25 protein-coding genes are annotated in these 25,780 nt (G+C 67.2%); 11 read left to right on the forward strand and 14 right to left on the reverse strand.

Annotation, left to right across the window (positions count from 1 at the left end):
- Nucleotides 1-41: 41 nt before the first annotated feature.
- The 12 genes from ACTJJX_RS10575 to ACTJJX_RS10630 all read right to left on the reverse strand — a co-directional run bounded on the left by ACTJJX_RS10575 (nucleotide 42) and on the right by ACTJJX_RS10630 (nucleotide 10,286).
- The gene (locus tag ACTJJX_RS10575; protein WP_003097861.1) at nucleotides 42-1,109 is read right to left on the reverse strand and encodes an AI-2E family transporter; all 1,068 of its coding nucleotides are present in this window, start codon (nucleotides 1,107-1,109) and stop codon (nucleotides 42-44) included.
- Nucleotides 1,110-1,274: 165 nt separating this feature from the next.
- Nucleotides 1,275-2,081: a DUF4892 domain-containing protein gene (locus tag ACTJJX_RS10580; RefSeq protein ID WP_003097863.1), complete on the reverse strand. Its 807-nt coding sequence runs from the start codon at nucleotides 2,079-2,081 to the stop codon at nucleotides 1,275-1,277.
- A gap of 8 nt (nucleotides 2,082-2,089) precedes the next feature.
- Nucleotides 2,090-2,752 (reverse strand): glutathione S-transferase family protein, encoded by a 663-nt coding sequence (locus ACTJJX_RS10585; RefSeq protein WP_003114590.1) that lies wholly within the window; start codon nucleotides 2,750-2,752, stop codon nucleotides 2,090-2,092.
- Between the two features lie 79 nt (nucleotides 2,753-2,831).
- Nucleotides 2,832-3,692 carry an alpha/beta fold hydrolase gene (locus ACTJJX_RS10590; RefSeq protein WP_003097867.1) on the reverse strand — a complete coding sequence of 287 codons (861 nt, stop codon included), beginning with the start codon at nucleotides 3,690-3,692 and terminating at the stop codon, nucleotides 2,832-2,834.
- Entirely contained in the window at nucleotides 3,689-4,501 is an 813-nt protein-coding gene (locus ACTJJX_RS10595; protein ID WP_016851770.1) for an alpha/beta fold hydrolase, read from the reverse strand. The genes ACTJJX_RS10590 and ACTJJX_RS10595 overlap by 4 nt, the downstream gene beginning before the upstream one ends.
- 101 nt (nucleotides 4,502-4,602) lie before the next feature.
- Nucleotides 4,603-5,244: a LysE family translocator gene (locus tag ACTJJX_RS10600; RefSeq protein ID WP_003117750.1), complete on the reverse strand. Its 642-nt coding sequence runs from the start codon at nucleotides 5,242-5,244 to the stop codon at nucleotides 4,603-4,605.
- Nucleotides 5,245-5,284: 40 nt separating this feature from the next.
- Complete coding sequence (locus ACTJJX_RS10605) at nucleotides 5,285-6,109, reverse strand: AraC family transcriptional regulator (RefSeq protein WP_016851771.1); 825 nt, start codon at nucleotides 6,107-6,109, stop codon at nucleotides 5,285-5,287.
- 57 nt (nucleotides 6,110-6,166) lie between these two features.
- Nucleotides 6,167-6,604: a hotdog fold thioesterase gene (locus ACTJJX_RS10610; RefSeq protein ID WP_003120433.1), complete on the reverse strand. Its 438-nt coding sequence runs from the start codon at nucleotides 6,602-6,604 to the stop codon at nucleotides 6,167-6,169.
- Nucleotides 6,605-6,653: 49 nt separating this feature from the next.
- Entirely contained in the window at nucleotides 6,654-8,321 is a 1,668-nt protein-coding gene (locus ACTJJX_RS10615; protein ID WP_003097876.1) for an AMP-binding protein, read from the reverse strand.
- Nucleotides 8,322-8,447: 126 nt separating this feature from the next.
- The gene (sixA, locus tag ACTJJX_RS10620) at nucleotides 8,448-8,912 is read right to left on the reverse strand and encodes a phosphohistidine phosphatase SixA (RefSeq protein WP_003117751.1); all 465 of its coding nucleotides are present in this window, start codon (nucleotides 8,910-8,912) and stop codon (nucleotides 8,448-8,450) included.
- Nucleotides 8,909-9,250, reverse strand: a complete 342-nt coding sequence (locus tag ACTJJX_RS10625; RefSeq protein ID WP_003097882.1) for a DUF4389 domain-containing protein — start codon at nucleotides 9,248-9,250, stop codon at nucleotides 8,909-8,911. The genes sixA and ACTJJX_RS10625 overlap by 4 nt, the downstream gene beginning before the upstream one ends.
- A gap of 13 nt (nucleotides 9,251-9,263) precedes the next feature.
- On the reverse strand, nucleotides 9,264-10,286 hold the full coding sequence (locus ACTJJX_RS10630; RefSeq protein ID WP_003097883.1) for an NAD(P)H-dependent glycerol-3-phosphate dehydrogenase: 1,023 nt from the start codon (nucleotides 10,284-10,286) through the stop codon (nucleotides 9,264-9,266).
- 150 nt (nucleotides 10,287-10,436) lie between these two features.
- Between ACTJJX_RS10630 and ACTJJX_RS10635 the strand changes: the two genes are divergently transcribed.
- The 7 genes from ACTJJX_RS10635 to ACTJJX_RS10665 all read left to right on the forward strand — a co-directional run bounded on the left by ACTJJX_RS10635 (nucleotide 10,437) and on the right by ACTJJX_RS10665 (nucleotide 19,686).
- On the forward strand, nucleotides 10,437-12,545 hold the full coding sequence (locus tag ACTJJX_RS10635) for a TonB-dependent receptor plug domain-containing protein (RefSeq protein ID WP_016851772.1): 2,109 nt from the start codon (nucleotides 10,437-10,439) through the stop codon (nucleotides 12,543-12,545).
- A 171-nt stretch (nucleotides 12,546-12,716) separates the two neighbouring features.
- A complete protein-coding gene (locus ACTJJX_RS10640) occupies nucleotides 12,717-13,475 on the forward strand; it encodes an ABC transporter substrate-binding protein (RefSeq protein WP_003120435.1) in 759 nt (252 codons plus the stop codon).
- Nucleotides 13,472-15,427, forward strand: a complete 1,956-nt coding sequence (locus ACTJJX_RS10645) for an ATP-binding protein (RefSeq protein WP_440781969.1) — start codon at nucleotides 13,472-13,474, stop codon at nucleotides 15,425-15,427. The genes ACTJJX_RS10640 and ACTJJX_RS10645 overlap by 4 nt, the downstream gene beginning before the upstream one ends.
- A 188-nt stretch (nucleotides 15,428-15,615) precedes the next feature.
- A complete protein-coding gene (fabA, locus tag ACTJJX_RS10650) occupies nucleotides 15,616-16,131 on the forward strand; it encodes a 3-hydroxyacyl-[acyl-carrier-protein] dehydratase FabA (RefSeq protein WP_003087475.1) in 516 nt (171 codons plus the stop codon).
- A gap of 11 nt (nucleotides 16,132-16,142) precedes the next feature.
- The gene (gene fabB, locus ACTJJX_RS10655) at nucleotides 16,143-17,360 is read left to right on the forward strand and encodes a beta-ketoacyl-ACP synthase I (protein WP_003097892.1); all 1,218 of its coding nucleotides are present in this window, start codon (nucleotides 16,143-16,145) and stop codon (nucleotides 17,358-17,360) included.
- A 154-nt stretch (nucleotides 17,361-17,514) separates the two neighbouring features.
- Nucleotides 17,515-19,140, forward strand: a complete 1,626-nt coding sequence (locus ACTJJX_RS10660) for a methyl-accepting chemotaxis protein (RefSeq protein WP_003097894.1) — start codon at nucleotides 17,515-17,517, stop codon at nucleotides 19,138-19,140.
- A gap of 105 nt (nucleotides 19,141-19,245) precedes the next feature.
- Nucleotides 19,246-19,686 (forward strand): winged helix-turn-helix transcriptional regulator, encoded by a 441-nt coding sequence (locus tag ACTJJX_RS10665; RefSeq protein WP_003087468.1) that lies wholly within the window; start codon nucleotides 19,246-19,248, stop codon nucleotides 19,684-19,686.
- 173 nt (nucleotides 19,687-19,859) lie between these two features.
- On the opposite strand, the gene ACTJJX_RS10670 is transcribed toward ACTJJX_RS10665, so the two are convergent.
- Together ACTJJX_RS10670 and ACTJJX_RS10675 are read right to left on the reverse strand one after the other, a co-directional pair.
- A complete protein-coding gene (locus ACTJJX_RS10670) occupies nucleotides 19,860-20,336 on the reverse strand; it encodes a DUF3859 domain-containing protein (protein ID WP_003087466.1) in 477 nt (158 codons plus the stop codon).
- A 68-nt stretch (nucleotides 20,337-20,404) separates the two neighbouring features.
- A complete protein-coding gene (locus tag ACTJJX_RS10675; protein ID WP_003097898.1) occupies nucleotides 20,405-21,439 on the reverse strand; it encodes an amidohydrolase family protein in 1,035 nt (344 codons plus the stop codon).
- Between ACTJJX_RS10675 and ACTJJX_RS10680 the strand changes: the two genes are divergently transcribed.
- The 4 genes from ACTJJX_RS10680 to ACTJJX_RS10695 all read left to right on the forward strand — a co-directional run bounded on the left by ACTJJX_RS10680 (nucleotide 21,438) and on the right by ACTJJX_RS10695 (nucleotide 25,745).
- Nucleotides 21,438-22,343, forward strand: a complete 906-nt coding sequence (locus ACTJJX_RS10680) for a substrate-binding periplasmic protein (protein ID WP_003097899.1) — start codon at nucleotides 21,438-21,440, stop codon at nucleotides 22,341-22,343. The two genes, ACTJJX_RS10675 and ACTJJX_RS10680, sit on opposite strands and share 2 nt — an antisense overlap.
- Before the next feature lie 38 nt (nucleotides 22,344-22,381).
- Nucleotides 22,382-22,804, forward strand: a complete 423-nt coding sequence (locus tag ACTJJX_RS10685) for a MarR family winged helix-turn-helix transcriptional regulator (protein WP_003120438.1) — start codon at nucleotides 22,382-22,384, stop codon at nucleotides 22,802-22,804.
- Between the two features lie 206 nt (nucleotides 22,805-23,010).
- Nucleotides 23,011-23,502, forward strand: coding sequence for a (2Fe-2S)-binding protein (locus tag ACTJJX_RS10690; RefSeq protein ID WP_003097907.1), 492 nt, complete (start codon nucleotides 23,011-23,013; stop codon nucleotides 23,500-23,502).
- The gene (locus ACTJJX_RS10695) at nucleotides 23,499-25,745 is read left to right on the forward strand and encodes a xanthine dehydrogenase family protein molybdopterin-binding subunit (protein WP_003120440.1); all 2,247 of its coding nucleotides are present in this window, start codon (nucleotides 23,499-23,501) and stop codon (nucleotides 25,743-25,745) included. Before ACTJJX_RS10690 ends, ACTJJX_RS10695 begins: the two co-directional genes overlap by 4 nt.
- Nucleotides 25,746-25,780: the final 35 nt, after the last annotated feature.

Raw genomic sequence — 25,780 nt, forward strand, 5'->3', positions numbered from 1 at the left:
GCAAAAAGCCCCGCATCGCGGGGCTTTTTCTCCTTCGTCACTCAGGCATCCGGGCCGCGCCCTTCGGCGGGCGGCGTCCGCGGCGTGCTGGCGATCCAGTCGCTGAGCAGGTTGTAGGCCACTGCCAGCAGGATCGGGCCGAGGAACAGGCCCATGAAGCCGAACGCCAGCAGGCCGCCGAATACCCCGAGCAGCACCACCACCAGCGGCAGGTTGCCGCCACGGCTGATCAGGTAGGGTTTGAGGATGTTGTCCACCCCGCTGATGATGAAGAAGCCCCACAGGCCGAGGAACACCCCGTGGCCATAGTCGCCCTTGAAGAACAGCCAGGCGGTGGCCGGACCCCAGACCAGCGGCGGGACCATCAGTAGGCTGCAGGCGAAGGTCAGCAAGCCGAGCAGCATGGCTCCCGGTACGCCGGCGATCATGAAGCCGATCCAGGCCAGCAGGGCTTGCGCCGCGGCGGTACCGATCACCCCGTTGACCACCCGCTGTACGGTGCCGGCGACAAGGTCGCGATAGTGCTCCGCGCGGTTGCCGATCAGGCGCTCCAGGGCACGGTGGACGATGGACTCCAGGCGCGGCCCGTCGCGGTAGAAGAAGAAGATCAGGATCAGGCTGAGGACCAGTTCCAGGATCCCTCCGCCGATCTTCGCGCTGCGCGCCAGCAGCCAGTTGCCGACCTCGCCGACATAGGGCTTGAGCACGTAGAAGAACGCCACGCCCTGTTGGTCGATGGAGTCCCACCAGCCGATCAGGCGGTCGCCGATCAGCGGTACGCCGGCCATCCACGAAGGCGGCGGCGGCAGGCCCTCGACCTGGAGATTCTTCAGCAGCTCCATCAGCGAGCGAACGTTGTCCGCCAGGCCGAAGCCGAGCCAGATCAGCGGCAATGCCACCAGGACGATCCAGCCCAGGGTCAGCAGGCCCGCCGCCAGCGACTCGCGGCCACCGAGCAGGCGCGTGAGCATGCGCATCAGCGGCCAACTGGCGAAAGCCAGCACCGCGGCCCAGAACAGCGCCGACCAGAATGGCGCCAGCACCCAGAGACTGGCACCGAGCAGACCGAACAGCAGCACGCGAAGCAACAGCCGATCGTTATCGAACATCAAGGCAGGCCTTCCTCAAAGGGGGATACACCGATAGACAGCGCTCGGCGTGCGCCGTTTCCAGCCGGAGCGTGGGGCGCGGGGGAAAGGCAGTCTACTCTGGCGGGCGGCCTTGCCGAAGGCATTTTCGCCATCGCCCGGGCCCGCAGGCCCGGGCGAACGCGTTCAACGCAGCCAGTTGAGGTGCAGGCCCTCGACCTCCGACTGGCCCAGCTCCATGCGGCTGTTCAGCACGCCCTGCCCGCGCAGGGCGTCGCGCCACTCCTGGGCGTGCTTGCCGGACAGCTCGACCCGCACCCCGGTATCCAGGCGCAGGGTCCGCACCAGCAGCTCCAACCAGGAGCCGGCCGGCTCCGCCGGCACATGGCTGAGGGTCAGTTCGCCGTTGGCCTTGAGCAGGCGCAGCAGGGTCGCCGGGCTCGGCAGCAGTTCCGCCAGCGGCGCATCGGCCTTGAGTTCCTCGGCCTGCAGGTAGGCGCGGCGATTGCCACGGGTGATCGAGTAGACCGCCACCAGGCTGTTCTCCTGCGGCGCCGCCAGACGCACCAGCAGGTAGGCCTGCTGCTCGTCCGGGCCGTACAGCTTGGCATTGCCGAACACGGCGTTGGCCAGCAGGCTGCTGGAGCCGCAGTCGCGTCGCTCGCACCAGAACAACGGCGTGGCGTCGGCCTTGAGCAGCGCGGTGCGCGCCGCGGCGAACGCCTCCTGGCTGCTGTGCTCGGGCGGCAAGCGGTAGGTCAGTGCGGTCAGCTCGCCTTCGGCGCGCACCTCGCCCTCCATGCGCAGGCGACCGCTGATGCGACTGATCGCCCCTAGCGGGTAGATCCGTTCCTCACTCGGCGCCTGACGGAAGTCGACGATCTCGGCGCGCGGGAAGCGCGGCAGGATGTCCAGGTCATGGCTGCCGGGAAGGTCGGCGGCCAGCGCCGAAAAGCTGAAAACGCCCAGGGATAGCAACAGGAACCCTCGCATACCGGCCCTCAACGGGTCAGCATCGACTGGGCGGTACGGATGGCGTCGTCGCCCTCCTTCTCCCGCCGCGGCACCAGCAGTCCGCGCTGCACCGCGGGACGCGCCTCGATGGCGGCGATCCAGCGCTGCAGGTTGTCCAGCCCGTCGACGGCGACACCGGACCAGTCGTGGATGCGCACCCAGGGATAGGTGGCGATATCGGCAATGCTGTAGTCGCCGGCGAGGTACTCGGCCTCGCCCAGGCGACCGTCGAGAACTTCGTAGAGGCGCCGGGTCTCATGCTGGTAGCGGTCGATGGCGCCCTGCAACTTCTCCGGGAAATAACGGAAGAACACGTTGGCCTGCCCCTGCATCGGGCCGACCCCGCCCATCTGGAACATCAGCCACTGGATCACCCGCGAGCGGCCCTTGACGTCGGTGGGCATCAGTTGCCCGGTCTTCTCGGCGAGGTAGATGAGGATCGCGCCCGACTCGAAGACGGCGAAGTCGTCGTTGTCGCGGTCGACGATGGCCGGGATGCGGCCGTTGGGATTGATCCTGAGGAATTCCGGAGCCTTCTGCTCCTTCTTGTCGAACGACAGCGCGTGCACCCTGTAGGGCAGGCCCATTTCCTCGAGGGCGATGGAAACCTTGTGGCCGTTCGGCGTGGCGGCGGTGTAGAGATCGATCATGCGGTGACTCTCCGTAACGATCCGTCCAGCCTTACGGCTGGACCCGGAATAGTCAAGGAAACAACGGCAAGCCGGTGTTTCAGCGCGCGAAGAAGGCCGCGAAGACCCTGGCCACCGCCTGCGCCCCGGCCTCATCGTCCAGATGCAGGTGATGCCCGCCCGGCAGGTGGTGCCGCTCGAACGGCAGGGTCTCCAGCAGCGCCCGCATGCGCGGCTCCACCGCCAGCATGCCCTGTTCGGCCAGCACCAGGCTGACCGGGCATTCCACGCTGCGCACGAAGTTCAGCGCGTGGGCCTGGGTCAGGCGCAGCGGCGACGGTAGGGTCAGGCGCGCGTCGGTGCGCCAGGTATAGCCACCGGGCACCGGTTCCAGGCCGCGCTGGGCGAGCAGTTCGGCGGCCTCCCGGGAGATCTCGCCAACCCCGCGCATCCGCGCTTCCACGGCTTTTTCCAGCTCGGCATAGACCGGCTTGCGCTTGTGGCGTAGCGCCAGTTGCGCCTTCAGCGCTTCGCCGAGCTTCTGCGGCGCCTTGTCGGCTTCGCCAGTGTAGGGAATCAGGCCATCGATCAACGCCAGCCGCTCGATGCGCTCGGGCAAGGCCCCGGCGAGCAGCACCGAGACGATGGCGCCCATCGAGTGCCCCAACAGGGAAAAACGCTCCCAGCCCAGTTGCTCGGCCACCATCAGCACGTCCAGCGCGTAGTCCCAGAGCAGGTAGCTGGCGCCCTCGGCACGATGCGCGGAATGCCCGTGGCCGGCGAAGTCGAGGGCGACGATACGCAGCCCGGCGAGCTTCGGCGCCAGGCGCGAGAAGCTCATGGCGTTGTCCAGCCAGCCATGCAGGGCGATCACCGGCTTGCCGTCCGGCGGACCGAACAGATGCGCGGCCAGTTCGATGTGCGGCAGGCTGATGCGTACTTCCTCGACCTGCAGGCTCATGCCGAACGCTCCTCGGTCGCCCGCGACCAGCGATCGAACACGCCTTTCAGCAGTTCGGCGGTTTCCCGCGGGCGCTCCAGCGGGAACATGTGGCCGCCGGGCAGCGACATGAACTCGCCGCGCGGCATCGCCCGGATCAGCCGGGTGTGGTGCGGCAACACCACCTTGCTGTGCCGCCCGCGCACCATCGCCAGCGGCACCTGCAACTGTCGTGGACGCCCTGGGCTGCTGTGCGGCACGCTACGGTAGATGCTGATCTCGGTGGCCGGATCGAAGCGCAGGCGCAGGCCGGAACCGCCGCCGCTGTCGGCCAGCCCGTGGCGTACGTAGGCCTCCAGGCAATCGGGGTCGAAGCGGCGGAACAGCGCCTTGCCGGAGAAGTACACCCGCGCCTCTTCCAGGTCGGGGAACGCCTCGCGACGCCCCAGGGTGCGCCCGGCCGGAGTGATCCGGTCGATGAAGCCGAAGCGCTTGGCGGCACGGATCACCAGGCGGTCGGCGAGGGTCAGCACCGGCGAATCGAGCATCACCACGCCGCGGTAGAGTTCCGGCCGGCGCAGCGCCGCGTGGTAGTGCAGCACGCCGCCGAGGGAATGGCCGACGCCCCAGACCGGCTGTTCCAGGCTGGCGAGGTGGTGCAGCAGTTCGTCCACCAGGTTGTCCCAGTTGTCGTTCACCGGAAAACGCGGGTCGTGCCCGTGCATTTCCAGGTGATCCACCCGATACTCCGGCGCCAACGCCTCGAACAGCTTGGCGTAGGTAGCCGACGGGAAGCCGTTGGCGTGGGCGAAGAAAACCGATTGCGACATGCGCGACGTCTCGACAGGGCTGATGCCAGGGATTCTCCGGCAGCCTCGCCGAGGCGGCAATGGCTTTGCCGGCTGCCTTGCACGGCGAAGCGGCCAAAACCTCAGGCAGAGCGGACGAGATGCTCGAGGATCGCCGCCGCCACCAGCAGGAACACCACCCCGCAGGCCGCGTCCAGCCAGGGCACCGCGCGCAACAGGCGGGTCTGCAGGGCCGGGCGGGTAAGGGTCAGGCTGAGCAGGCCGAACCAGCAGGCGCCCATGCCGAACAGCAGCGCCGCCACCGCCAGTTTGCCGCCGAGCGACATCTGCGCGGGAATCAGGCTGCCGAGCAAGGCGATGAAGAACACCAGCGCCTTGGGATTGAACAGATTGGTCGCCACTCCGCGCAGCCAGGGCCCCAGGGGCGACGGCGGCAGTGCCCCGTCGAGCCGGCCCGGCTGGCCGTCGCCGCGCCGCAGCCAGGCGCGCAGCGCGCCGACGCCGAGCCAGGCCAGGTACAGCGCGCCGAGCGCCTGCAGGATGGCGAACAGCACAGGCGTACGGCTGAGCAGCAGCGACACGCCGGTCAGCACCAGGGTGGTATGCAGGAGAATCCCGCAGGCCAGCCCCAGCGCGCTGGCCAGGCCGGCCCGCCGCCCCTGGTGCAGGGACGTGCGCACCACCAGGGCGACATCGGGACCGGGGCTGACCAGGGCTATGGCGAACACCGCCGCCAGGGTCAGCAAGACAGACAATTCCTGCATGGCTACTCCACGAAAAAGGGATCGGAAAGGAAAACGCGAATCAGCGCTGGCGCAGGCGCGCCGGCGGTAACCCATAGGTGCGCCGGAACAGACGGCTGAAGTGCGCCTGGTCGTAGAAACCGAACTGCTGGGCCACCTGGCTCAATGGCTGCTCGCCGCGCAGAACCAGCGGCAAGGCGCGCTCCAGGCGCAGTTGGGTCAGCCACTGGTGGGGCGGCAGGCCGCAGTGACGGCGGAAGCGCCGCAGCACCTGCCAGGGGCTCAGGCCGCAGAAGGCGGCCAGTTCCTCCAGGTTCGGCGGGTACTCCAGGCGCGACTCCAGCCAGTCGCGCAGCCGCGTCCAGTCGCGCTGGCCGAAGCCTTCCCGGTCGCCCTCCTCCAGGCGCAGGCTGCTGCCCAGGCTGAGCAGGCAGGCCAGCGCCTGCCAGAGGTGCTCTTCCAGGGCCAGACGGTTCTCCAGCGCCGCCGCTCCGCCGAGCATGCCCAGGTGCAACTGACGCAGGCGCTGCTGCAGACGCTCGTCGCGGACCAGGCTACTGGTCAGACGCGGCGCCCCCCGACGGCCGTCGCTGAAGTCACGGCTGGCGCGCTCCAGCCAGTCGGCATCGAGCGCCAGGACGCGGATACGGTAGCCCTCCTCGCCGGCGCTGCTGCCGTCGTGGATGCTTTCCGGCGCCATCAGCAACGCGTCGCCGGCCCCGGCCAGGCGCCGTTCGCCGCCGGCGGCATAGCGATGCCGGCCCTGCAACAGCAAGCCGATGTGGTACTCCAGGTGGAAGTGCCGGGGAAAGGAAAAGCGGTTGTGCTCGGCGTCTATCAGGCGTACGCCGGGAATCCCGCTGCTGAGATGGGTGACCTGTTCCATCCCGCTACTCTACCGCCCGCGGGACGGAACGATCTTGGACAAAATTGCGGACCGCGCTCAGCCCGCCCTGCCCGCCAATGGCACCACCGCCATGGTCAGGCGGGCGATGCAGCTCGGCTTGCCGTCGTCGCCACTGAGGCGGATGTCCCAGACATGGGTGGTGCGCCCCAGGTGGATCGCCCTGGCCACCGCGGTGACCCGGCCGCTGCGCAGGCCACGCAGGTGGTTGGCGTTCACTTCCAGGCCGACGCAGTAGTACTGGCTGGTATCGACGCACAGGTAGCTGGCCATCGAGCCCAGGCTTTCCGCGAGGACCACCGAGGCGCCGCCATGCAGCAGGCCGAACGGCTGGTGGGTACGCGAGTCGACCGGCATGCTCGCGGTCAGCGACTCGTCGTCGAAGGCTTCGAAGCGGATGCCAAGCAGGTCGCCGATGCTGTTCTTCTGCGAGGCGTTCAGTTGCTCCAGGTCGGGCATTTGTCGCCAGAGGCTCATGGGAATTCCTTGCGCAAGGGGGAAGCCAAGGGCTTCCCGTCGGTGGGAGTCATTCGTGCCAGAGCACGGCCTCGCGGCGTTCCACCCATTCGTGGAAGCGCGAGCCATAGGCACCTTCCACCATATTGCGCTTGATCTTCAAGGTCGGCGTGAGGAAACCGTTGTCCACCGCCCAGGTTTCCTGCACCAGGACCAGGCCGACCAGGCGCTCGTGCTTGTCAAGCGCACCGTTGACCTGTTCCAGGTGCGCCCGCAGGCTGCTTTCCAGCGCCCCGCGGGTCCCGTTGAGGGCCTCCCGGCGACCGACCTCGGAGAGCACGCAGAGCCCCAACGGCGCGCTGAGGCCCTCGCCGACCACGCAGACCTGCTCGATGCGATCGTGTACCGCCAGGCGGTTCTCGATCGGCGCCGGCGCCACGTACTTGCCCTTGCTGGTCTTGAAGATTTCCTTCATCCGCCCGGTCAGGCGCAGGTTGCCTTCGGCGTCCTGCTCGCCCTTGTCGCCGGTGCGCAGGAAACCGTCGGCGGTGAGCACCTCTGCGGTCTTCTCCGGCTCCTTGTAGTAGCCGACCATGGTCGCGCCGCTACGCACCTGCACCTCGCCCTCGTCGCTGATGCGTACCTCGACGCCGGGGCTGTTCTGGCCGATCCAGCCGGTCTTCTGCCTGCCGGGCCGGCAGACGTGGGAGTAACCGCTGTTCTCGGTCATCCCGTAGACCTCGAGCACATCCAGGCCCAGGCGGCGATACCAGAGCAGCAGCGCCTCGGGTACCGGCGCCGCGCCGCAGAGCGCGTAGCGCACCGCGTCCAGGCCTAGCCCGGCGAGCACCTTGCGACCGACGATGCGGCCGAGGATCGGCAGCTTCAGCAGGCGGTCGAGCTTCTGCGCCGGCATCTTCGAATACACCCCCATCTGGAACTTGGTCCAGATGCGCGGCACGCCGAACAGCAGGGTCGGCCGCGCACGCTTCATGTCCTCGACGAAGGTGTCCAGGCTTTCGGCGAAGAACACCGTGGTTCCCCCGTAGAGCGACCCCATCTCGACGAACATCCGCTCCGCCACGTGGCACAGCGGCAGGTAGGAGAGCATCCGGTCGTCTTCGCGAGTGCCGAACAGTTCCACGCCGCGGCTGGCGGCGAAGGCGAAACTGCTGAAGTTGTGCATCACCCCCTTGGGCACGCCGGTGGTTCCGGAGGTGTAGATCAGGGTGGCGAGTTGCTCGGCGGCGGTCGGCGTGTCGCCTTCGAGCGGCGCGCAGGCCTGCAGGTCGCTCCACTGGCGGTCGAAACGCCCTTCCGGGTGCAGCGGCATGGCCACGGTCGGTATGCCCTCGGGGACTCCGGGCGCCATCGCCGGCCAATCGTCGAGCTTGCCGACGAAGACCACCGCCGACTCGGAATGCTCCAGCACCTGGCGCGCCGACTCGGCGGTGAGATTGGGATAGAGGGGGACGGAAACGTGCCCGGCCATCCAGATCGCCAGGTCAGTGACGATCCAGTGCGCACAGTTCTTCGAGATGATCGCGATACGGCTGCCGGCGGGGAGATCCAGGCTGCGCAACCAGGCGGCTGCACGCCGCGCCTGGTCGCCCACCTCGCCCCAGCTCAGCTCCTCGACCCGGCCGCCACCGATGGGCTGCACCAGGTAACGCCGTTGCGGATGACGCTTTTCGCGCTCGAAGAAGACTTCGAGCGGCAGACGATTTGCAGTGACCACGTACCGCCTCCGTTGTTGTTGTTCTGGGAGATCGACCAAGCACTTGCTTGGTCGAATATTCCATCACAGCCAACCGCAGGCAAGCCGGGAAATGTTTCGGTTTGTAGTCGTTGTGCCAGGCGCTTCCTAGCCGTGCCGCGGGTGATGCAGCGAGACCAGGGTCATCAGCCCGGCGGCGGCGAAGTCGCCTTCCAGCTCGGCCAGCGAGGCAGTGCTCATCGGCAACGGATCGCGCCGGTTGCCATGCACCAGCAGACCGCCCAGCGCCCCGACCAGGGGCTGGTGGCTGACCAGCAGGAGATTGCGCTCGCTGCGCTCGTCGAGGAAACCGAGCACCTCGCGCGGATCGTCGTCGGGGGTCAACCAGGGCGCGGTGCCGACCGGCTCGACCAGGCCCAGTGCCTCGCGCACCAGCTCGGCGGTCTGCTGGGCGCGCACGTAGGGGCTGGCGAGAATCCCGTCCAGCGGCAACCCGGCCAGCCGCGCGGCGCTCTGCAGCACCTCCTTGCGTCCATGGGCGGTCAGGCGCCGCTCGGAATCCCGGCTGGCGTGCGGTTCGGCCTCGCCGTGGCGCAACAGCCAGAGTTTCACAACTTCGGCTCTTCGTCGCGCGCCGGGTGCGCGGCGGGCGGCACGCTGTGGGCGGCCTCGCCCTCGGCGGCGCGGGCGCTCGGCCAGTCGGCGAACGGCCAGGGTTTCTCGTCGCTGTGGAAGGTACCGAAACGGCCGATCTGCGCCAGGTACTGGCTGAGGCTGTCGCCGAAAGCCATCAGGCTGCCGTTCGGCGCGCCGTAGATCAGTCGGTAGACCAGTTGGATCACCACCACCGCCCCGAGGAGCAATTCGGCGACCTGCCAGACCAGGACGAACAGCAGCATCCAGAGGATGCGGATGGCGATCGATTCGCGTGCTTGCGGGTCTGCGGACATAGCGGTCTCCTCGTCAGAAGCCGGTGGTGGGAATGAAATCGACGTCGGTCTTCGGCTCGCCGCGCATCAGCAGCTGGATGACCTGCGCCAGGGTGCGGCCTTCGAAGAGGATCGCATGGAGACCGGCGACCAGCGGCATGTACACCTGCATCTCGTCGGACTTTTCCTTGAGTACCTTGAGAGTGTTCACACCCTCCGCGGTCTCGCCCATGCGCGATACCGCCTCCTCCAGGCTGAGCCCCTCGCCAAGGGCGTGGCCGACCTGGTAGTTGCGGCTCTTCGGCGAGGAACAGGTGACGATCAGGTCGCCGACGCCGGCGAGGCCGAGAAAGGTCATCGGGTTGGCACCGAGCTTGACGGCGAACCGGGTCATTTCCGCCAGCGCGCGGGTAATCAGCATGCTACGGGTGTTCTCGCCCATGTCCATCGCCGCGGCCAGGCCGGCCATGATCGCGTAGACGTTCTTCAGCGCACCGCCGAGTTCCACTCCGAAGCGGTCGCGGCTGGCGTAGACGCGGAAGGTGCGGCCGTGCAGGGCCGCCTGGACGCGGGCGCACAGCTCGTCGTCCTCGCTGGCGACCACCGTGGCGGTCAGCTCGTGCTCTGCGATCTCGCGCGCCAGGTTCGGGCCGGAAATCACCCCGATGCGGGCTTGCGGGGCGATTTCCTCGAGGATCTCACTCATCAGCTTGAAGGTGTGCGCCTCGATGCCCTTGGTCAGGCTCACCAGCAGCTTGTCCGTCAATGCCGCCTGGTGTGGTTGCAGCACCTTGCGCAGGGCGCTGGAGGGCAAGGCGACGAAGATCAGTTGGCAATCGGCCAGGGTGCGCTCCAGGTCGGTGACCGGCTCGACCCCGGGATGCACCTTGACCCCTTTCAGGTAGCGCGGGTTCTCGCGTCGGCTGCGGATCGCCTCGGCCTGCTCCGGGTCGCGCATCCACTGGCGGACCGCCTGGCCGTTCTCGGCCAGCAGGTTGGCGATGGCGGTGCCGAAACTGCCGCCGCCGAGCACGGCAATCGGTTGCTGCTCTGTCATGATTCATCCATTTCTGGCCGCCACGCGGCAATCACGCCATTATACGGTCGGCCAGCCGGCCGACCAGTCTTGACGCCGGCGCTGGCAAAAGCCCGCGCCTCGTTTACCATGCCCGGGCCAGACAATACCTATCGAGAACAAGGTCGTTCCGTGCCCATCGCTTCACGTGCTCCCGCCTCCCTGACCCTGCTGGCCCTGCTGTTCGGCGGCAAGCTCGCGGCCGCCGACCTGTTCAACGATCCCAGCGGCGTTCCCGAAGTATTGACCGCGACACGCCTGAAACAATCCCCGGCGGAAGTTCCCGGCAGCATCAGCGTGCTCGACCGCGAGCTGATCGTCGCCAGCGGCGCCCGCGACATTCCCGAACTGATGCGCCTGGTCCCGGGCATGATGGTCGGCTACCTGTCCGGCAACCAGCCCACGGTCAACTACCACGGCACCAGCATGTCGGGGGCGCGGCGCCTGCAGGTGCTGATCGACGGCCGCTCGGTGTACCGCCCGGGCCTTGCCAGCGTCGACTGGAGCGACCTGCCGCTGGCCCTCGAGGATGTCGAGCGGATCGAAGTGTTCCGTGGGCCGAATACCGTCAGCTACGGCGCCAACGCATTGATGGGGGTGATCAACATCATCACCCGCGCCCCCGGCGAGTCGCCCGGCACGCGCCTGAAGTACACGGCGGGCCAGCGCGGCATCCGCGACTGGTACGCCAGCCAGAGCATCGCCCTGGAAGACAGCGACTTCCGCCTGTCGCTGTCCGGCCAGGAAGACGACGGCTTCGACCGCGACCACGACGGTCACGCCCTGCGCGACGGCCGCCGGCTCAGCCGCTTCAACCTCAACGCCAGCCACAGCCTGGCGCCGAACCAGAGCCTGGAGTGGCAACTGGCGGCCAAGGAAGGCTCGAACCAGCACCCCTACGCCTACCGCTCGCCGTTTCCCCAGGTTCCCGACGACATCGACAACTCCGATACGCTCGCCCACGACTATGCCGGTTCGCTGCGCTGGAATGTCGACCTCGACCCGCGCCACAGCTTCTATATACAAGGCTACGCACAGCACTGGGAGCGCCGGCAGGAATGGAACGCCTGCGAGGCGGCCATTGCCTTCAGCCCGCAACTGGCGCAGCTCTGGGAACTGAACCCGGACTACCTGCGCAGGTTCGCCGACGATCCGACCCGGCTGCCGCCCGGCAGCGCCCAGGAGTTGCAACTGGCGACCCAGGTCCTCGACCAGCTACGCAATGGCGGACTGCGTCCGGTCTGCGGACGGGTCGACCGCAACATCCGGGAAAGCCGCTACGACCTGGAGATGCAGGACACCCTCAGCCTGGGCGACAACCTGCGCCTGCTGAACGGCCTGAGCTACCGCTACGACCAGGCAAACTCCGAGACCTTCTACGGCGGCAGGGTCAGCAGCCAGATCTGGCGGCTGTTCAGCCAATTGGAGTGGCATGCCGGCGAACACTGGCTGCTGCAGGGCGGGGGGATGCTCGAAGACGTCGAGGGCTCCGGCAGTTCGTTCAGCCCGCGGCTGGCGGTGAACTACCTGTTCAACCCCCAGCACAGCCTGCGCGCGGTCTATTCGGAGGCAGTGCGGTCACCGGGCATGTACGAAAACGACGTCGACTGGCGCTACCGGGTCCGCCACCTGACACCGACGCCCTATGGGCAGAGCGAAGCCTACTACTTCGCCAGCGCCCACGGCCCCGGCGACCTGGGCAAGGAACACACCCGTTCGCGCGAGATCGGCTACAACGGTTTTTTCCGCGAGACCGGACTGGCCGTGGATGTACGCCTGTTCCACGAGGAAATCACCGGACTGATCAGCGATCCGCTCAGCGTCGTCGACTTCAGTCCCGACAACGGCGATCGCATCCGCTTCTCCGGCGCGGAAGGCCAGCTCGACTGGCGCCTGGGCCTACGCGACCGCCTGCGCGCCACCTACGCCTATCTCGACTACGACGCCACCAGTCGCTACGACCGGCGCCTGACCGCCCGCCACGGCGGCTCGGCCGGCTGGATGCACGACTGGGGCCAAGGCTGGTCCAGCGCCCTCTTCTATTATGGCGACGACTCGCTCAATGGACATCGTTTCGAACGCGTCGACCTGCGCCTGGCCAAGCGCATTCCCCTGGGCAAGGCCGCCCTGGAACTGGCCGGCGTGCTCCAGCAGCGTCTCGACGACGAACCGCTGACGTTTCCCGACAACCGCTACGACAGCCGCCACCTGCTCTACTTCAGCGCCGAGGTGACGTTCTAGATGCGTCGCTTGCGCCCCGCCCGCCGGGCTTTCCAGGCGCTGCTCGCGCTCGTCTTCTGCTGTCTCCCGCATGTCGGCGAGGCCGCGCAACTGGTCCTGGTCAGCGCCAACCAGGGGGCCGCGGTGAACGCCTTTCGCGATGCCCTGGCGCAGCGACGGCCGCAGGACCAGGTGGAACTGCGCACGCCCGCGGCCCTGGCGGAGGGGATGGTCTTCGCCGACGACACCCGCCTGCTCCTGCTCGGCCCCGAGGCCCTGGCCTGGCGCCTGCGCCAGCACCGGGCGCCGCCGACCCTGGCGCTGCTGCTCAACCGGGTCGATGGCCAGCGCCTGCTGCCAGGCGCCAACGGACATGGCGGACACGGCGTCGGAGGTCTCTGCGTACTCTGGAGCGACCCGCCGGCGTCCCGCCAGCTCCGCCTGGCGCGCCTGATCCTGCCGGGCATCCAGCGCATCGGCGTGCTCTACGGCAAGGACAGCGAATTCCTCCTCGACGAGCTTCGCCGCGAGGCCCGCAGCCAGGGGCTCCAGCTGTTCGTCGCCAGCAGCAGCGGCAACGACGACCCGCGCCCGCTGCAGTTCCTGCTCGGCAATAGTGACCTGCTGCTCGGCATCGACGACAAACAGCTGTACAACTCGCAGAGCATCAAGAGCCTGCTGCTCGGCAGCTACGCCAAGAACCGCGCGCTGCTCGGCCCCACCGCAGCCTTCGTCAAGGCCGGCAGCCTGGCGAGCAGCTACAGCGACCAGGAGGATTGGCTGGACACCCTCGACGAATTGCTCGGCCAGGCGCCCAGGCACTGGCCCCTCAGCCTCTATCCAGGGCATTTCAAGGTGCTCGGCAATCGGCAGGTAGCCCGTTCCCTGGGTATCGACCTGGCCAGCGACGCCGACCTCGGCCGGCGCCTCGCCGAAGGAGAAGAACCATGAGCCAGCGCCACGGCTGGGACATCCGTACCCGCATGCTGGCGATCAGCCTGGGCCCGGCGCTGCTGCTGACCCTGTTGCTCACCGCCTACTTCACCTACTCGCGCCTGCAGGACCTGCGCCAGGAACTGACCCATACCGGCCAGTTGATCGCCGACCAGCTGGCGCCGGCCGCCGAATACGGCGTGATCGCCGGCAACACGCCCGTGCTGCAGAAGCTGCTGCAGGCCACCCTCGACACCCCGCATGTGCGCTTCATCGAGGTACGCGACCGCAACGACAATATCCTGGTGTACGTCGAACAGTTGCCCGGCGCGTTGCAGAACGCCGCGCCGATCGACATCTTCCACTCCACCATCCAGCGCCAGCGTATCGCCCTGGCCAGCGACCCGCTGCTGGATGGCGCCAGCGAAGGCGACGGCCAGTCCGGCGAGGACTACCTCGGCCGGGTGGTGGTCGGCATGTCCAACGACGCCTTCAGCCAGCGGCAACAGGAAATCCTCCTGAAGGCCGCCCTGCTGGCCGCCTTCGCCCTGATCCTCACCTTCCTCGTCGCGCGCCGCCTGGCGCAGCGCCTGTCGGCGCCGATCAGTACCATGGGCCAGGCGGTCGAGGCGATCCAGAGCGGCGACTACAAGACCAGCCTGCCGATCCTCGACGACGGCGAGATCGGCGACCTGGCCCGTCACATCAACAATCTCGCCAGCGGGCTGGACCGCGCGAGCCGGGAACAGGAACAGGCGATCAGCCAATTGATCAGCGCCCGCGAGGAAGCGGAGCAGGCGAACCGGGCGAAGTCCGACTTCCTGGCGATGATGAGCCACGAGCTTCGCACCCCGATGAATGGCGTGCTGGGCATGCTGCAACTGCTGGAAACCACCGAGCAGACCCGCGAACAGGCCGAGTACACGGCGCTGGCCACCGAGTCCACCGAACACCTGCTGAAGGTCATCAACGACATTCTCGATTTCTCAAGGATCGAACGCGGCGCGCTGGAACTGGAGTGCATCCCCTTCAACCTGCTGGAACTGGTGCAAGGCTCCGCCCTGGTGTTCCAGCACAGCGCCCAGCAACGCGGACTGGCGCTGGAATTGCAGATCCAGGCCGGCCTGGAGAATATCGAGGTCTGCGGCGATCCGACGCGGATCCGACAGATCCTGGTGAATCTGCTGGGTAATGCGCTGAAGTTCACCGAGGAAGGCGCCATCCATCTCAGCCTGGAGTGGCAGGCTCTCGATCACGACGTACTGTGGCTGACCTGCGCGGTGCACGACAGCGGCATCGGCATCTCGCCGGAACGCCTGGAACATATGTTCGACGCCTTCCAGCAGGCGGATTCGTCGATTTCCCGACGCTACGGCGGCACCGGGCTCGGCCTGGCGATCGCCAGGACCCTGGCGGAACGGATGGGCGGCACCCTGCAGGCAGAGAGCAAGGAAGGCTCGGGATCGACCTTCACCCTGGAGATTCCGCTGCCCTTCCAGCAGTCGCCGGCGCACCGGCAGCAGGCCGCCGGCGACGCCGCCCCGGTCGCCGCCGGTCAGGAAATCCTCCTGGTCGAGGACAATCCGGTGAACCAGACAGTCATAGAAGCCATGTTGCGCAGCCTCGGCTATCGCGTCACCCTGGTCGCCGACGGTATCCAGGCGGTACGCAGCGCCGAGCGCCAGCGCTACGACGCGATCCTGATGGACTGCCGACGGACGGTGCTCGACGGCTACTCGGCGACACGGGAAATCAGGGCCCAGGAGAACGGCCGGCAGGTACCGATCATCGCCCTGACCGCCAACGCCCTGCAGGGCGATCGGGAGAACTGCCTGCAGGCGGGAATGAACGATTACCTGGCCAAGCCATTCAAACGGGCGGAATTGCAACGCATACTGCAACGCTGGATCGGCTCGCAGCCGGAACTCCCCGTGACATCGAACGAAACCGGACGAGGGGAGCCGGAATGATCTACGACAAGGGCGGCAAGCGGACGCGGGAATAAAGTGAACATCTGTTCGCCGGACACTGTGACTTTCACCGCAACGCAACAGTCTATGACTAGGCTGCCGCTGCGACGCCGATACAATAACCCGGCGCGACGGCCGCTGGACGAACCGCCACAACCCTGCAGTTCAGGGATTTTTGAGGAGCTCGCATGACCAAACAACACGCCTTCACCCGAGAAGACCTGCTGCGCTGCAGTCGCGGCGAGCTGTTCGGCCCGGGTAACGCGCAACTTCCCGCCCCCAACATGCTGATGATCGATCGCATCGTTCACATCAGCGATGTCGGCGGCAAGTATGGCAAGGGCGAGCTGGTCGCCGAGCTGGATATCAACCCGGACCTGTGGTTCTTCGCCTGTCACTTCGAAGGCGATCCGGTCATGCCCGGTTGCCTGGGCCTGGATGCCATGTGGCAGCTGGTCGGTTTCTACCTCGGCTGGCAGGGCAACCCCGGCCGCGGCCGCGCCCTGGGTTCGGGCGAAGTGAAGTTCTTCGGTCAGGTTCTGCCGACAGCGAAGAAGGTCACGTATAACATTCATATCAAGCGCACGATCAATCGTTCGCTGGTCCTGGCCATCGCCGACGGCACCGTCAGCGTCGATGGCCGCGAAATCTACAGTGCCGAAGGCCTCCGCGTCGGCCTGTTCACCTCCACTGACAGCTTCTAAGGGTTATCCGCATGCGTCGCGTCGTTATCACCGGTCTGGGCATCGTTTCCTGCCTCGGCAATGACAAAGACACCGTTTCCGCCAACCTCCGTGCGGGTCGGCCCGGCATTCGCTTCAATCCGTCCTACGCCGAGATGGGCCTGCGCAGCCACGTTTCCGGTTCGGTCGACCTGAACCTCGAAGAGCTGATCGATCGCAAGGTCTTCCGCTTCATGGGCGATGCCGCCGCCTACGCCTACCTGGCGATGGAGCAGGCGATCAAGGACTCCGGCCTGACTCCGGAACAGATTTCCAACCCCCGCACCGGCCTGATCGCCGGCTCCGGCGGCGCTTCCACCCTGAACCAGATGGAAGCCATCGACACCCTGCGCGAGAAAGGCGTCAAGCGCATCGGCCCATACCGCGTGACCCGCACCATGGGCAGCACCGTATCGGCCTGCCTGGCCACACCGTTCCAGATCAAGGGCGTCAACTACTCGATCTCCTCCGCCTGCGCCACCAGCGCCCATTGCATCGGCCAGGCCATGGAACAGATCCAGTTGGGCAAGCAGGACGTGGTCTTCGCCGGCGGCGGCGAAGAGGAACACTGGAGCCAGAGCTGCCTGTTCGACGCCATGGGCGCCCTCTCCACCCAGTACAACGACACTCCGGAAAAGGCCTCCCGCGCCTACGACGCCAAGCGTGACGGCTTCGTCATCGCCGGCGGCGGCGGCATGGTGGTGGTCGAGGAGCTGGAGCATGCGCTCAAGCGCGGCGCCAAGATCTACGCCGAGATCGTCGGCTACGGCGCCACCTCCGACGGCTACGACATGGTCGCCCCGAGCGGCGAAGGCGCGATCCGCTGCATGCAGCAGGCGCTGGCCACCGTCGACGCGCCGATCGACTACCTGAACACCCACGGCACCTCCACCCCGGTCGGCGACGTCGCCGAGATCCGAGGCGTGCGCGAAGTGTTCGGTGACAAGGCGCCGGCCATCAGCTCGACGAAGAGCCTGTCCGGCCACTCGCTGGGCGCCGCCGGCGTGCACGAGGCGATCTATTGCCTGCTGATGATGGAGGGCGGCTTCATCGCCGGCTCCGCCAACATCGACGAACTCGACCCGGAAGTGGCCGACCTACCGATTCTCCGCGAGACCCGCGAGAACGCCAAGCTCGATACCGTCATGAGCAACAGCTTCGGCTTCGGCGGCACCAACGCCACCCTGGTCCTCAAGCGCTGGCAGGGTTGATTCCCTCCATCGCCGCATGAAGCGCCCTCCGGGGCGCTTTTTTGTACCCAGCGTTTCTTTACCCGGACTGCATGAACGGGCTAAACCTCCCGCCCTGCCTGCCGATAGTACTGGTCAGCCCCGTCCCTCTTCCTGCCCCCTGGAATCCGCCATCATGTCTTTGCGCAGTATGCCCATCGCGACCCGTGCCGCCCTGAGTTTCGCCCTGATCACCGCTCTGCTGGTCATCACCGGCATCTTTTCCCTGAACCGGATGGGTTCGCTCAACGAAGCCTCTTCGGACATCAGCGACAACTGGCTGCCTAGCGTCCGCGAAAGCGCCGAGTTGAACGTTCTGCTCGCCGAACTGCGGCAGGTGCAACTGGCCCATGTGCTGGCGGCGGACGATAGCAGCAAGCGCTTCCTGGAAAGCCGCATGACGGAAATCGGCAAGGAACTGACCGATCGCGAGGGCGCCTACCAACGGCTGATCAGTGGTGCCGACGAGCGCTCGATCTACGAGCGCTACCTGGCTACCCGGCAGACGCTCCTGCAAAGCCAGCAGACCCTGGTGCAGATGTCGCGCAGCAAGCCGCTGGAAGAGACCCGCCAGTACACCGAAAGCACCTTGCTCGACCAGTACCGCGCCACCCAGCAGCAACTGCAGGCGCTGATCGACTTCAACGTCAAGGGCGCCAGCCAGGCCAGCCACACGGCCGATGAGGTCTATGACAGCGCCTTCGCCGCAGTGATCGGCGTACTGCTGGTCGCCGGCCTCGCTACCGTGGTACTGGCCTGGCTGTTCACCCGCAGCATCACCCAACCGATCGGCGAGGCGCTGCGAGTGGCCGAGGTGATCGCTTCCGGTGACCTCACCAGCCGCATCGACACCTCTGGCCGCGACGAACCGGCCAAGCTGCTGGTCGCCCTCCAGGGCATGCAGGCACAACTGCGCCAGACCATCCAGCAGATCGGCAGCTCGGCGACCCAACTGGCCTCCGCCGCGGAGGAACTCAGCGCCGTCACCGAGCAGGGCAACCGCTCGCTGACCCAGCAGAACGACGAAATCCAGATGGCCGCCACCGCGGTCAACGAGATGACCGCCGCCGTCGAGGAAGTGGCGCGCAACGCCAGCTCCACCTCGGACGCCTCGTCCGCCTCCGAGCAATCGGCGCAGAACGGACGCCAGCGGGTACTGGAGACGGTCCAGGCGATCCGCCTGATGAGCGAAGAAGTGGACAATACCTCGGCGCTGGTCGGCGGCCTGGCGGAAAAGGCCCAGGACATTTCCAAGGTCCTCGACGTGATCCGCGGTATCGCCGAACAGACCAATCTCCTGGCGCTCAACGCGGCCATCGAGGCGGCTCGCGCCGGCGAGCAGGGCCGCGGTTTCGCCGTGGTCGCCGACGAGGTTCGCGCCCTCGCCCATCGCACCCAGGAATCCACCCGCGAGATCGAGCAGATGATCGCCAACATCCAGGAAGGCACCGGCGCCGCGGTCGGCGCCATGGACAGCAGCAGCGTACGCGCCCGCAACATGCTGGAGATCGCCGAAGCCGCCGGCCTGGCGCTGAACGAGATCGCGGAGCGGGTCGGCCAGATCAACGAGCGTACCCTGGTGATCGCCAGCGCCTCCGAGCAGCAGGCCCAGGTGGCCCGCGAGGTCGACCGCAACCTGGTGAACATCCGCGACATCTCGCTGCAGACGTCCGCCGGCTCCAACCAGACCGCCGCCGCCAGCCAGGAACTGTCGCAACTGGCCATCGACCTGAACAACATGGTCACCCGCTTCGTCGTCTGACCATGCCGTGCGCCGTCTCACGGCGGCGCACTTCCTCCGGTTGCCCAGCGTGAAGCCCGGGTTTTACCATGAAACCCGATCCTCTCCCCCTCCGGAGCCGCCCAGATGGTCAAGCGCACCAGCCACAAGCAAGCCAGTTGTCCAGTCGCCCGCCCGCTGGACGTGATCGGCGACGGCTGGTCGATGCTCATCGTGCGCGATGCCTTCGAAGGACTGACGCGCTTCGGCGAATTCCAGAAGAGCCTCGGCCTGGCCAAGAACATCCTGGCGGCGCGCCTGCGCAACCTGGTGGAGCACGGCGTGATGGTGGCGGTCCCGGCCGAAAGCGGCAGTCACCAGGAATACCGTCTGACTGACAAGGGACGCGCGCTCTTCCCCCTGCTGGTGGCGATTCGGCAGTGGGGCGAGGACTATTTCTTCGCCCCGGACGAATCCCATGTCCGCCTGGTCGAGCGCGACAGCGGCCAGCCGGTGCCGCGCCTGCAGGTACGCGCCGGCGACGGCAGTCCGCTCGCCGCGGAAGATACCCGGGTCAGCAGGGACTGATCGAAGGACGAACAGGCTACCGTCGGCATCCGTTCGTACGCCGCCCAAACGGCGGATAACCGCAGGCGGTTATCCGCCCTACCGCACGCAGGCAACCCTTGCCCGGTAGAGCGAATGGCGCCCCCGCGTTATCCACGCCACACAAGAAAACCAGCGCTTTGCATGGCTCGCGCTCAGCGCACGTCGAAGGATTTCTCCGCCAGCAGGCGATCGCCCTGGAACACCATCAACCGCCATTCGCCCTTCACCACTTCGTGCGGCTCGGTGAATTCGTAGGCCATGACATCGGTCGGCGCGCCCGGCACCAGCTTCTGCACCACTTCGAACTTGTCATGCCGCTGACCATCCGGAGTGACCACGCCCGGGGTGAGGTAGAGCAGCGTCAAAGGCGTATCGCCTTCCTGCTTGCCGCTGAGTTGATAACGCATGCCGAACTTGGTGCCGAGCTTGGCCGGGACTTCGGTGGTCTGCTGGATGTTCTGCTCGCTACGGGTCAATACCCGTTCGCCGGGCTGGAAATCCTGGTAGCGGCTTTCGAACACGCCATATTCGATGGGGCCGTCGATACGCACCTCGGCCTGCGCCGCCACGGCGACGCCGGCGCCGAGCAGGAAGACGGAACGACTGATGCAAGAACGGATGAAGGACATGACTCACTCCTGGATGGGACTGGCGCGAGCCTATGACGCCGGCATGACAGACTGATGACGAATCCGGGTTATTCGCCTCGCGGATCGGCGGGCTGGCGCGGCAGCACCGCCAGAAAGTTGTCCCGCGCCACCTGGCGAGCGACCTGCTCGGGCAAGGCGTCGAGGAACGGATCGAAGCTCGCCATCAACTCGGGCAGGCTGTCGAACTGGCCGACCACATCGGAACCGAGCATGAAGCGTTGCGGAAACCGCTCGACCAGTGCCAGCCACTGCGGATCGGGCTTGCCCTGCTCGTCCAGCAGGTACGGGCGCAACACCGACCAGGACAGGTCGATGTAGAGGTTCGGGTAGCGCTGTAGCAGACGCCGAAGGGTCGGCAGGAGGAAGTCCAGTTTCTTCTGGTGGCGATGGATCTCCATGCTGGTCCCGGCATGGGCCCAGATGAACCGCACATGCGGGTGATTGCGCAGGGGCTCCTCGATTTCCGCCAGGTACAGCGGGTTGCGTTCGCGCTTGGAAGTGACGTTGGCGTGCAGCAACACCGGCAGGTCGAATTCGGCGGCCAGGTGATAGACCCGCGCCAGCGCCTCGTTGTTGGCCCTCGGCACGTCGCCGTAGGTCAGCGCGGTGAGGTCGTCGTGACGGGTAAAGATCTCGCCGATGCCCTGCCAGAGTCCCGGGTCCAGCTCCAGCATGCGACGGATGTGCGCGTCGGCGTTCTTGTCGGTCGGGTTGAAACCGGTCAGGAACGGATGCACGCGCCGCCGCTGCTCGGCTGGCAGGGATTTCACCGCCGCCGCCACGATCACGTCGGTGGCGCTGTACCAATAGGCTCCGGCATCGTCGCCAGCGTAGTAGCGCGGCCGCTTCGGCTCGTCCTCGTGCCATTTCTTGGCGACCGCGACGCCGCTGAGCATCACATGGTCGACCCGGCCTTTGTCCATCGCCTCCAGCAGCCGCGGCATGCCTTCGCTTTCCTGGAAGAAATCCACATAGTGCACGTGAGCGTCGCTGTAGCGATAATCCCTGGCATGGGTCAAGGATGTCACCAGGGACAGGGCGAACAATGTCGAAAACAGGGCACGCGTACGGGGGCCAGCCATGGCATTCCTCCTGATAGGCCTGAGTGAACATAGACCGCTGCCGCTCGGCCAGGGTTCGCCGCTCCGCTGGCTGGCCCTGCTGTTCGGCCTGCTGGCCTGGCATGCCGGGGCTGGCGAACGGGTGATCTATCCGCGCCATTCCGAAGGGCGCAACCCCGAACCCTACGTCGTCGAGCTGCTGCAACTGGCGCTGGCCAGGAGCGGCGGCGACTACCGCCTGGAGCCCAGCGCGCAGCCCATGCCGCAGTCCCGTGCGCAACTGCGCCTGGAGCAGGACGATCCGGGCCTGCAGGTGATGTGGGCGCAGTCCCGCGACGACCTGGAAGAGACCCTGCTGCCGATCCGCATTCCGATCTATCGCGGCCTGATCGGCTGGCGCATTCCCCTGGTCAGCGCCGCCAACAAGGATATCCTGGCCTCGGCGCGGACCCTCGACGATCTCCGCCGCCTGCGCTTCGGCCAGCGCCAGGACTGGGCCGACACACCGATCCTGCGCGCCAACGGCCTGGAGGTGAAGACCAGCCAGAACTACGAGAGCCTGTTCCGCATGCTCGATGCCGGTCGCTTCGAGGTCTTCCCCCGCGAGGTCGTAGTGATCGACGGAGAACTGGAGGACGCCTCCCGCGCCGGGCTGCACCTGGCGATCGACCAGCACGTGGCCCTGCACTACCCCGCGGCCTTCTATTTCTTCGTTTCGCGTCAACGCCCGGAACTGGCCGAGGCCATTCGCCAGGGCCTGGAGAAGGCGATTGCCGACGGTAGCTTCGAACGGCTGTTCGAGCGACATTTCAAGACGCGGCTGGGCAAGCTTGCCCTTCGGCAGCGGAGAATAATCGAGCTGAAAAACCCCTATCTTCCAGGAAAAACTCCCTTTCAGCGCGAGGCACTCTGGTACCGGCCGTGAGCTAGAATGAAGCCCTCACGCCACCACCGATGTCCAGCATGTCCCGTAACGCCCCGTACCGCCTCGACGACCAGATCGGCTTCATCCTGCGCCAAGCCAACCAGCGCTATGCGGCGTTGTTCGCCAATGGCATCGGCAACGGCCTGACCCCCACCCAGTGGGCCGCCCTGGTCCGCCTCGGCGAGACCGGACCCTGCCCGCAGAACCAGCTCGGCCGACTCACCGCCATGGACGCCGCGACCATCAAGGGCGTCGTCGAGCGCCTGGACAAACGGGGACTGATCCAGCGCAGCGCCGATCCGGACGACGGCCGGCGCCTGCTGGTCAGCCTCAGTCCTGCCGGACGCGCCGAACTCGAGGCCGGCCTGGCGGCCGCCCGCGAGATCAACCGGCAGGCCTTGGCCCCCCTCTCCCCGCAAGAACAGGAAACCCTGCGCGGGTTGCTCGCTCGCCTGACCTGAGGCCATTGCGGTCTATCCTTTTGTCCGCGTTGCGTCGCCCGGAGCTGCGCCTTTCGTCGTAGCGGCCTGCCATTGACAGTTCGCCGCAGGCGTTCATAACATGTTTGTATACAAACAAATTCCCGCATAGCCGCATGCTACCAGGCACGGCTGACGGGATATCCGCCTGATGAACAGCCATGCCGCCGGCATGGGGAGAAACCGCCATGAGCGATGCCCTTGCCCTGACCGTCAACGGTCAGTCCCTGCGCCTCGATGTCGCCCCCGATACCCCCCTGCTCTATGTCCTGCGCAACGACCTGCAACTGAACGGTCCCAAGTTCGGCTGCGGCCTCGGCGAGTGCGGCGCCTGCACCGTGCTGATGGATGGCGTCGCCACCCGCTCCTGCATCACCCCGGTGGAGGCCGCCGTAGGCCGCCGGGTGGTTACCCTCGAAGGACTCGGCGATGCCGCCCATCCCCATCCGCTGCAACAGGCCTTCATCGACGAACAGGCCGCCCAATGCGGCTACTGCATCAACGGCATGGTGATGACCGCCAAGGCGTTGCTGGATCGCAACCCGAACCCCAGCGACGGCGAGATCCGCCAGGAACTGGCCTACAACCTGTGTCGCTGCGGCACCCATGTGGAGATTCTCAAGGCCGTGCGGCGTGCCGCCGAGAGCCTGAAGGAGCATCAGGAGGAGCACCCGGCATGAGCCTGGCCAATCCCTCGCGACGCGGCTTCCTCAAGGCCGGCGGCCTGCTGCTGGTCACCGTCAACCTGCCCGCCCCGCTGCTCGCCCTTGCCGAGCAGGGCGCCACCGACCTGCCGCTGGACCAGGTCGACTCGTTCATCGCCATTGCCGCGGACGGCAAGGTCACCGCCTTCTGCGGCCACGTCGACCTTGGTACCGGCATCCGCACGGCACTGGCGCAGATCGTCGCCGAAGAGTTGGACGTCGCGTTCGAGCAGGTCGAGATGATCCTCGGCGACACCCGTCGCACACCGGACCAGGGGCCGACCATCGCCAGCGCCAGCATCCAGGTCAGCGCCGTGCCGCTGCGCCAGGCCGCCGCCGAAGCCCGGCGCTTCCTCCTGCGCCAGGCCGGAAGCCATTTCCCGGTGCATCCGGACAGCCTGCGCAGCGAAAACGGCCAGGTCTTCGCCGCCGCCAATCCGCAGCGACGGATCGGCTACGGCGAGTTGCTGCGAGGCCAGCGCTTCAACCTGAACATCGACGGCAAGGCGCCGCTCAAGCCGCGCAGCGAGTACCGTCTGGTCGGCAAGCCGGTGCGTCGGGTGGACATCCCGGCGAAGCTGACCGGTCAACTGACCTATGTCCACGACATGCGCTTGCCCGGCATGCTGCATGGACGAGTGGTACGCCCGCCCTATACCGGCGCGGATGTCAGCGCCCCGCTCGGCAGCGGCCTGCTGGCGGTGGACGAAAGCTCGGTCGCCGGGCTGCCGGGGCTGGTCAAGGTGGTCGTGATCGGCGACTTCGTCGGCGTGGTCTGCGAACGCGAGGAGCAGGCGATCCGCGCCGCGCGCCAGCTCAAGGTGCGCTGGAAGGACTGGCAGGGCCTGCCGCCGCTGGAACCCGACCGGCTCGAGGACACGCTTCGCCGGCATCCGAAGAAGCCACGCACGCTGCACGACTCGCCCGGTCTCGAGCAGCACCTCGCGGGCATCGCCCGGCCGCTGTCGGCCACCTATGTCTGGCCCTACCAGTTGCATGCCTCCATCGGCCCTTCCTGCGCCCTCGCCGAGGTCGATGCGCAGCGCGCTCGCGTCTGGTCCGGCACGCAGAACCCGCACGACCTGCGCAACGACCTGGCCAGGCTGCTGCAGCGCGAGACCGGGGACATCGAGGTGATCCGCATGGAAGCCGCCGGCTGCTACGGACGCAACGGCGCCGACGACGTCAGCGCCGACGCCGTGCTCCTGGCGCAGGCGGTGGGCCGGCCGGTGCGGGTACAACTGATGCGCGAACAGGAACATGGCTGGGAACCGAAAGGCACCGCGCAACTGATCGAGGTCCGCGGCGGTCTCGACGAGCAAGGCCGGGTGGCGGCCTACGACTTCGCCACCTGCTACCCCTCCAACGGCGCGCCGACCCTGGCCCTGCTCCTCACCGGGCGGATCCCGGCCACCCCGCAGGTGGCCGACATGGGCGACCGCACCGCGATCCCGCAATACCGCTACCCGCGGATGCGGGTGGTGGCCAACGACGCCGCCCCTATCGTCCGCGCGTCCTGGATGCGCGGCGTCTCGGCGCTGCCGAACGTGTTCGCCCATGAGTCCTACGTCGACGAACTGGCGCACCTGGCCGGCATCGACCCCATCGCCTTCCGCCGCCGCTACCTGGACGACCAGCGCGCCCTGGCGCTGATCGACGCCCTGGTCGCCCGCGCCGGCTGGCAGCCACGCACCTCCCCCAACCCAGAGGCGCGCCGGGACGGCTTGCTGAAGGGACGCGGCTTCGCCTATGCGCGCTACTTCCACAGCAAGTTTCCCGGTTTCGGCGCCGCCTGGGCCGCCTGGATCGTCGACGTCGAGGTGAACCCGGAGAACGGCGCGGTGCGCGTCGCCAAGGTCTGGGTCGCCCATGACTGCGGGCAGATGGTCAATCCCGATGGGGTCAGGCACCAGGTCCACGGCAACGTCATCCAGTCCACCAGCCGGGTACTCAAGGAGTTCGCCACCTTCGACCGCCGTGGCGTCACCAGCCTGGAATGGGGCGGCTACCCGATCCTCGGCTTCCCCGAACTGCCGGAGATCGACGTACTGCTGCTCGACCGCCCCGAGCAGCCACCGATGGGCGCTGGCGAGTCAGCCTCGGTGCCCAGCGCCGCGGCCATCGCCAATGCGATCTTCGACGCTACCGGGGCGCGCCTGCGACAGGTGCCGTTCACTCCGGAACGCGTACTCGCGGCGCTGCGCAGCGCGCAGGCCTGATTCTTTTCCCCGGGGCGCCGCGGCGCCCCGCGCAG

The organism is Pseudomonas sp. 22490, from assembly GCF_052044465.1.
GTDB lineage: Bacteria > Pseudomonadota > Gammaproteobacteria > Pseudomonadales > Pseudomonadaceae > Pseudomonas > Pseudomonas aeruginosa.

Excerpts from the sequence above, each read along its gene's own strand:
- ACTJJX_RS10645 (WP_440781969.1), top strand. The coding sequence starts at position 13,472 with ATGAGCCAGCGCCACGGCTGGGACATCCGTACCCGCATGCTGGCGATC.
- ACTJJX_RS10670 (WP_003087466.1), bottom strand. The coding sequence starts at position 20,336 with ATGTCCTTCATCCGTTCTTGCATCAGTCGTTCCGTCTTCCTGCTCGGC.
- ACTJJX_RS10685 (WP_003120438.1), top strand. The coding sequence starts at position 22,382 with ATGTCCCGTAACGCCCCGTACCGCCTCGACGACCAGATCGGCTTCATC.
- ACTJJX_RS10695 (WP_003120440.1), top strand. The coding sequence starts at position 23,499 with ATGAGCCTGGCCAATCCCTCGCGACGCGGCTTCCTCAAGGCCGGCGGC.
- ACTJJX_RS10630 (WP_003097883.1), bottom strand. The coding sequence starts at position 10,286 with ATGACAGAGCAGCAACCGATTGCCGTGCTCGGCGGCGGCAGTTTCGGC.
- ACTJJX_RS10585 (WP_003114590.1), bottom strand. The coding sequence starts at position 2,752 with ATGATCGATCTCTACACCGCCGCCACGCCGAACGGCCACAAGGTTTCC.
- ACTJJX_RS10675 (WP_003097898.1), bottom strand. The coding sequence starts at position 21,439 with ATGGCTGGCCCCCGTACGCGTGCCCTGTTTTCGACATTGTTCGCCCTG.
- ACTJJX_RS10605 (WP_016851771.1), bottom strand. The coding sequence starts at position 6,109 with ATGGAACAGGTCACCCATCTCAGCAGCGGGATTCCCGGCGTACGCCTG.
- ACTJJX_RS10580 (WP_003097863.1), bottom strand. The coding sequence starts at position 2,081 with ATGCGAGGGTTCCTGTTGCTATCCCTGGGCGTTTTCAGCTTTTCGGCG.
- fabA (WP_003087475.1), top strand. The coding sequence starts at position 15,616 with ATGACCAAACAACACGCCTTCACCCGAGAAGACCTGCTGCGCTGCAGT.
- ACTJJX_RS10625 (WP_003097882.1), bottom strand. The coding sequence starts at position 9,250 with ATGTCCGCAGACCCGCAAGCACGCGAATCGATCGCCATCCGCATCCTC.
- ACTJJX_RS10665 (WP_003087468.1), top strand. The coding sequence starts at position 19,246 with ATGGTCAAGCGCACCAGCCACAAGCAAGCCAGTTGTCCAGTCGCCCGC.
- ACTJJX_RS10660 (WP_003097894.1), top strand. The coding sequence starts at position 17,515 with ATGTCTTTGCGCAGTATGCCCATCGCGACCCGTGCCGCCCTGAGTTTC.
- ACTJJX_RS10575 (WP_003097861.1), bottom strand. The coding sequence starts at position 1,109 with ATGTTCGATAACGATCGGCTGTTGCTTCGCGTGCTGCTGTTCGGTCTG.
- ACTJJX_RS10595 (WP_016851770.1), bottom strand. The coding sequence starts at position 4,501 with ATGTCGCAATCGGTTTTCTTCGCCCACGCCAACGGCTTCCCGTCGGCT.
- ACTJJX_RS10610 (WP_003120433.1), bottom strand. The coding sequence starts at position 6,604 with ATGAGCCTCTGGCGACAAATGCCCGACCTGGAGCAACTGAACGCCTCG.
- ACTJJX_RS10690 (WP_003097907.1), top strand. The coding sequence starts at position 23,011 with ATGAGCGATGCCCTTGCCCTGACCGTCAACGGTCAGTCCCTGCGCCTC.
- ACTJJX_RS10680 (WP_003097899.1), top strand. The coding sequence starts at position 21,438 with ATGGCATTCCTCCTGATAGGCCTGAGTGAACATAGACCGCTGCCGCTC.
- ACTJJX_RS10590 (WP_003097867.1), bottom strand. The coding sequence starts at position 3,692 with ATGAGCCTGCAGGTCGAGGAAGTACGCATCAGCCTGCCGCACATCGAA.
- fabB (WP_003097892.1), top strand. The coding sequence starts at position 16,143 with ATGCGTCGCGTCGTTATCACCGGTCTGGGCATCGTTTCCTGCCTCGGC.
- ACTJJX_RS10600 (WP_003117750.1), bottom strand. The coding sequence starts at position 5,244 with ATGCAGGAATTGTCTGTCTTGCTGACCCTGGCGGCGGTGTTCGCCATA.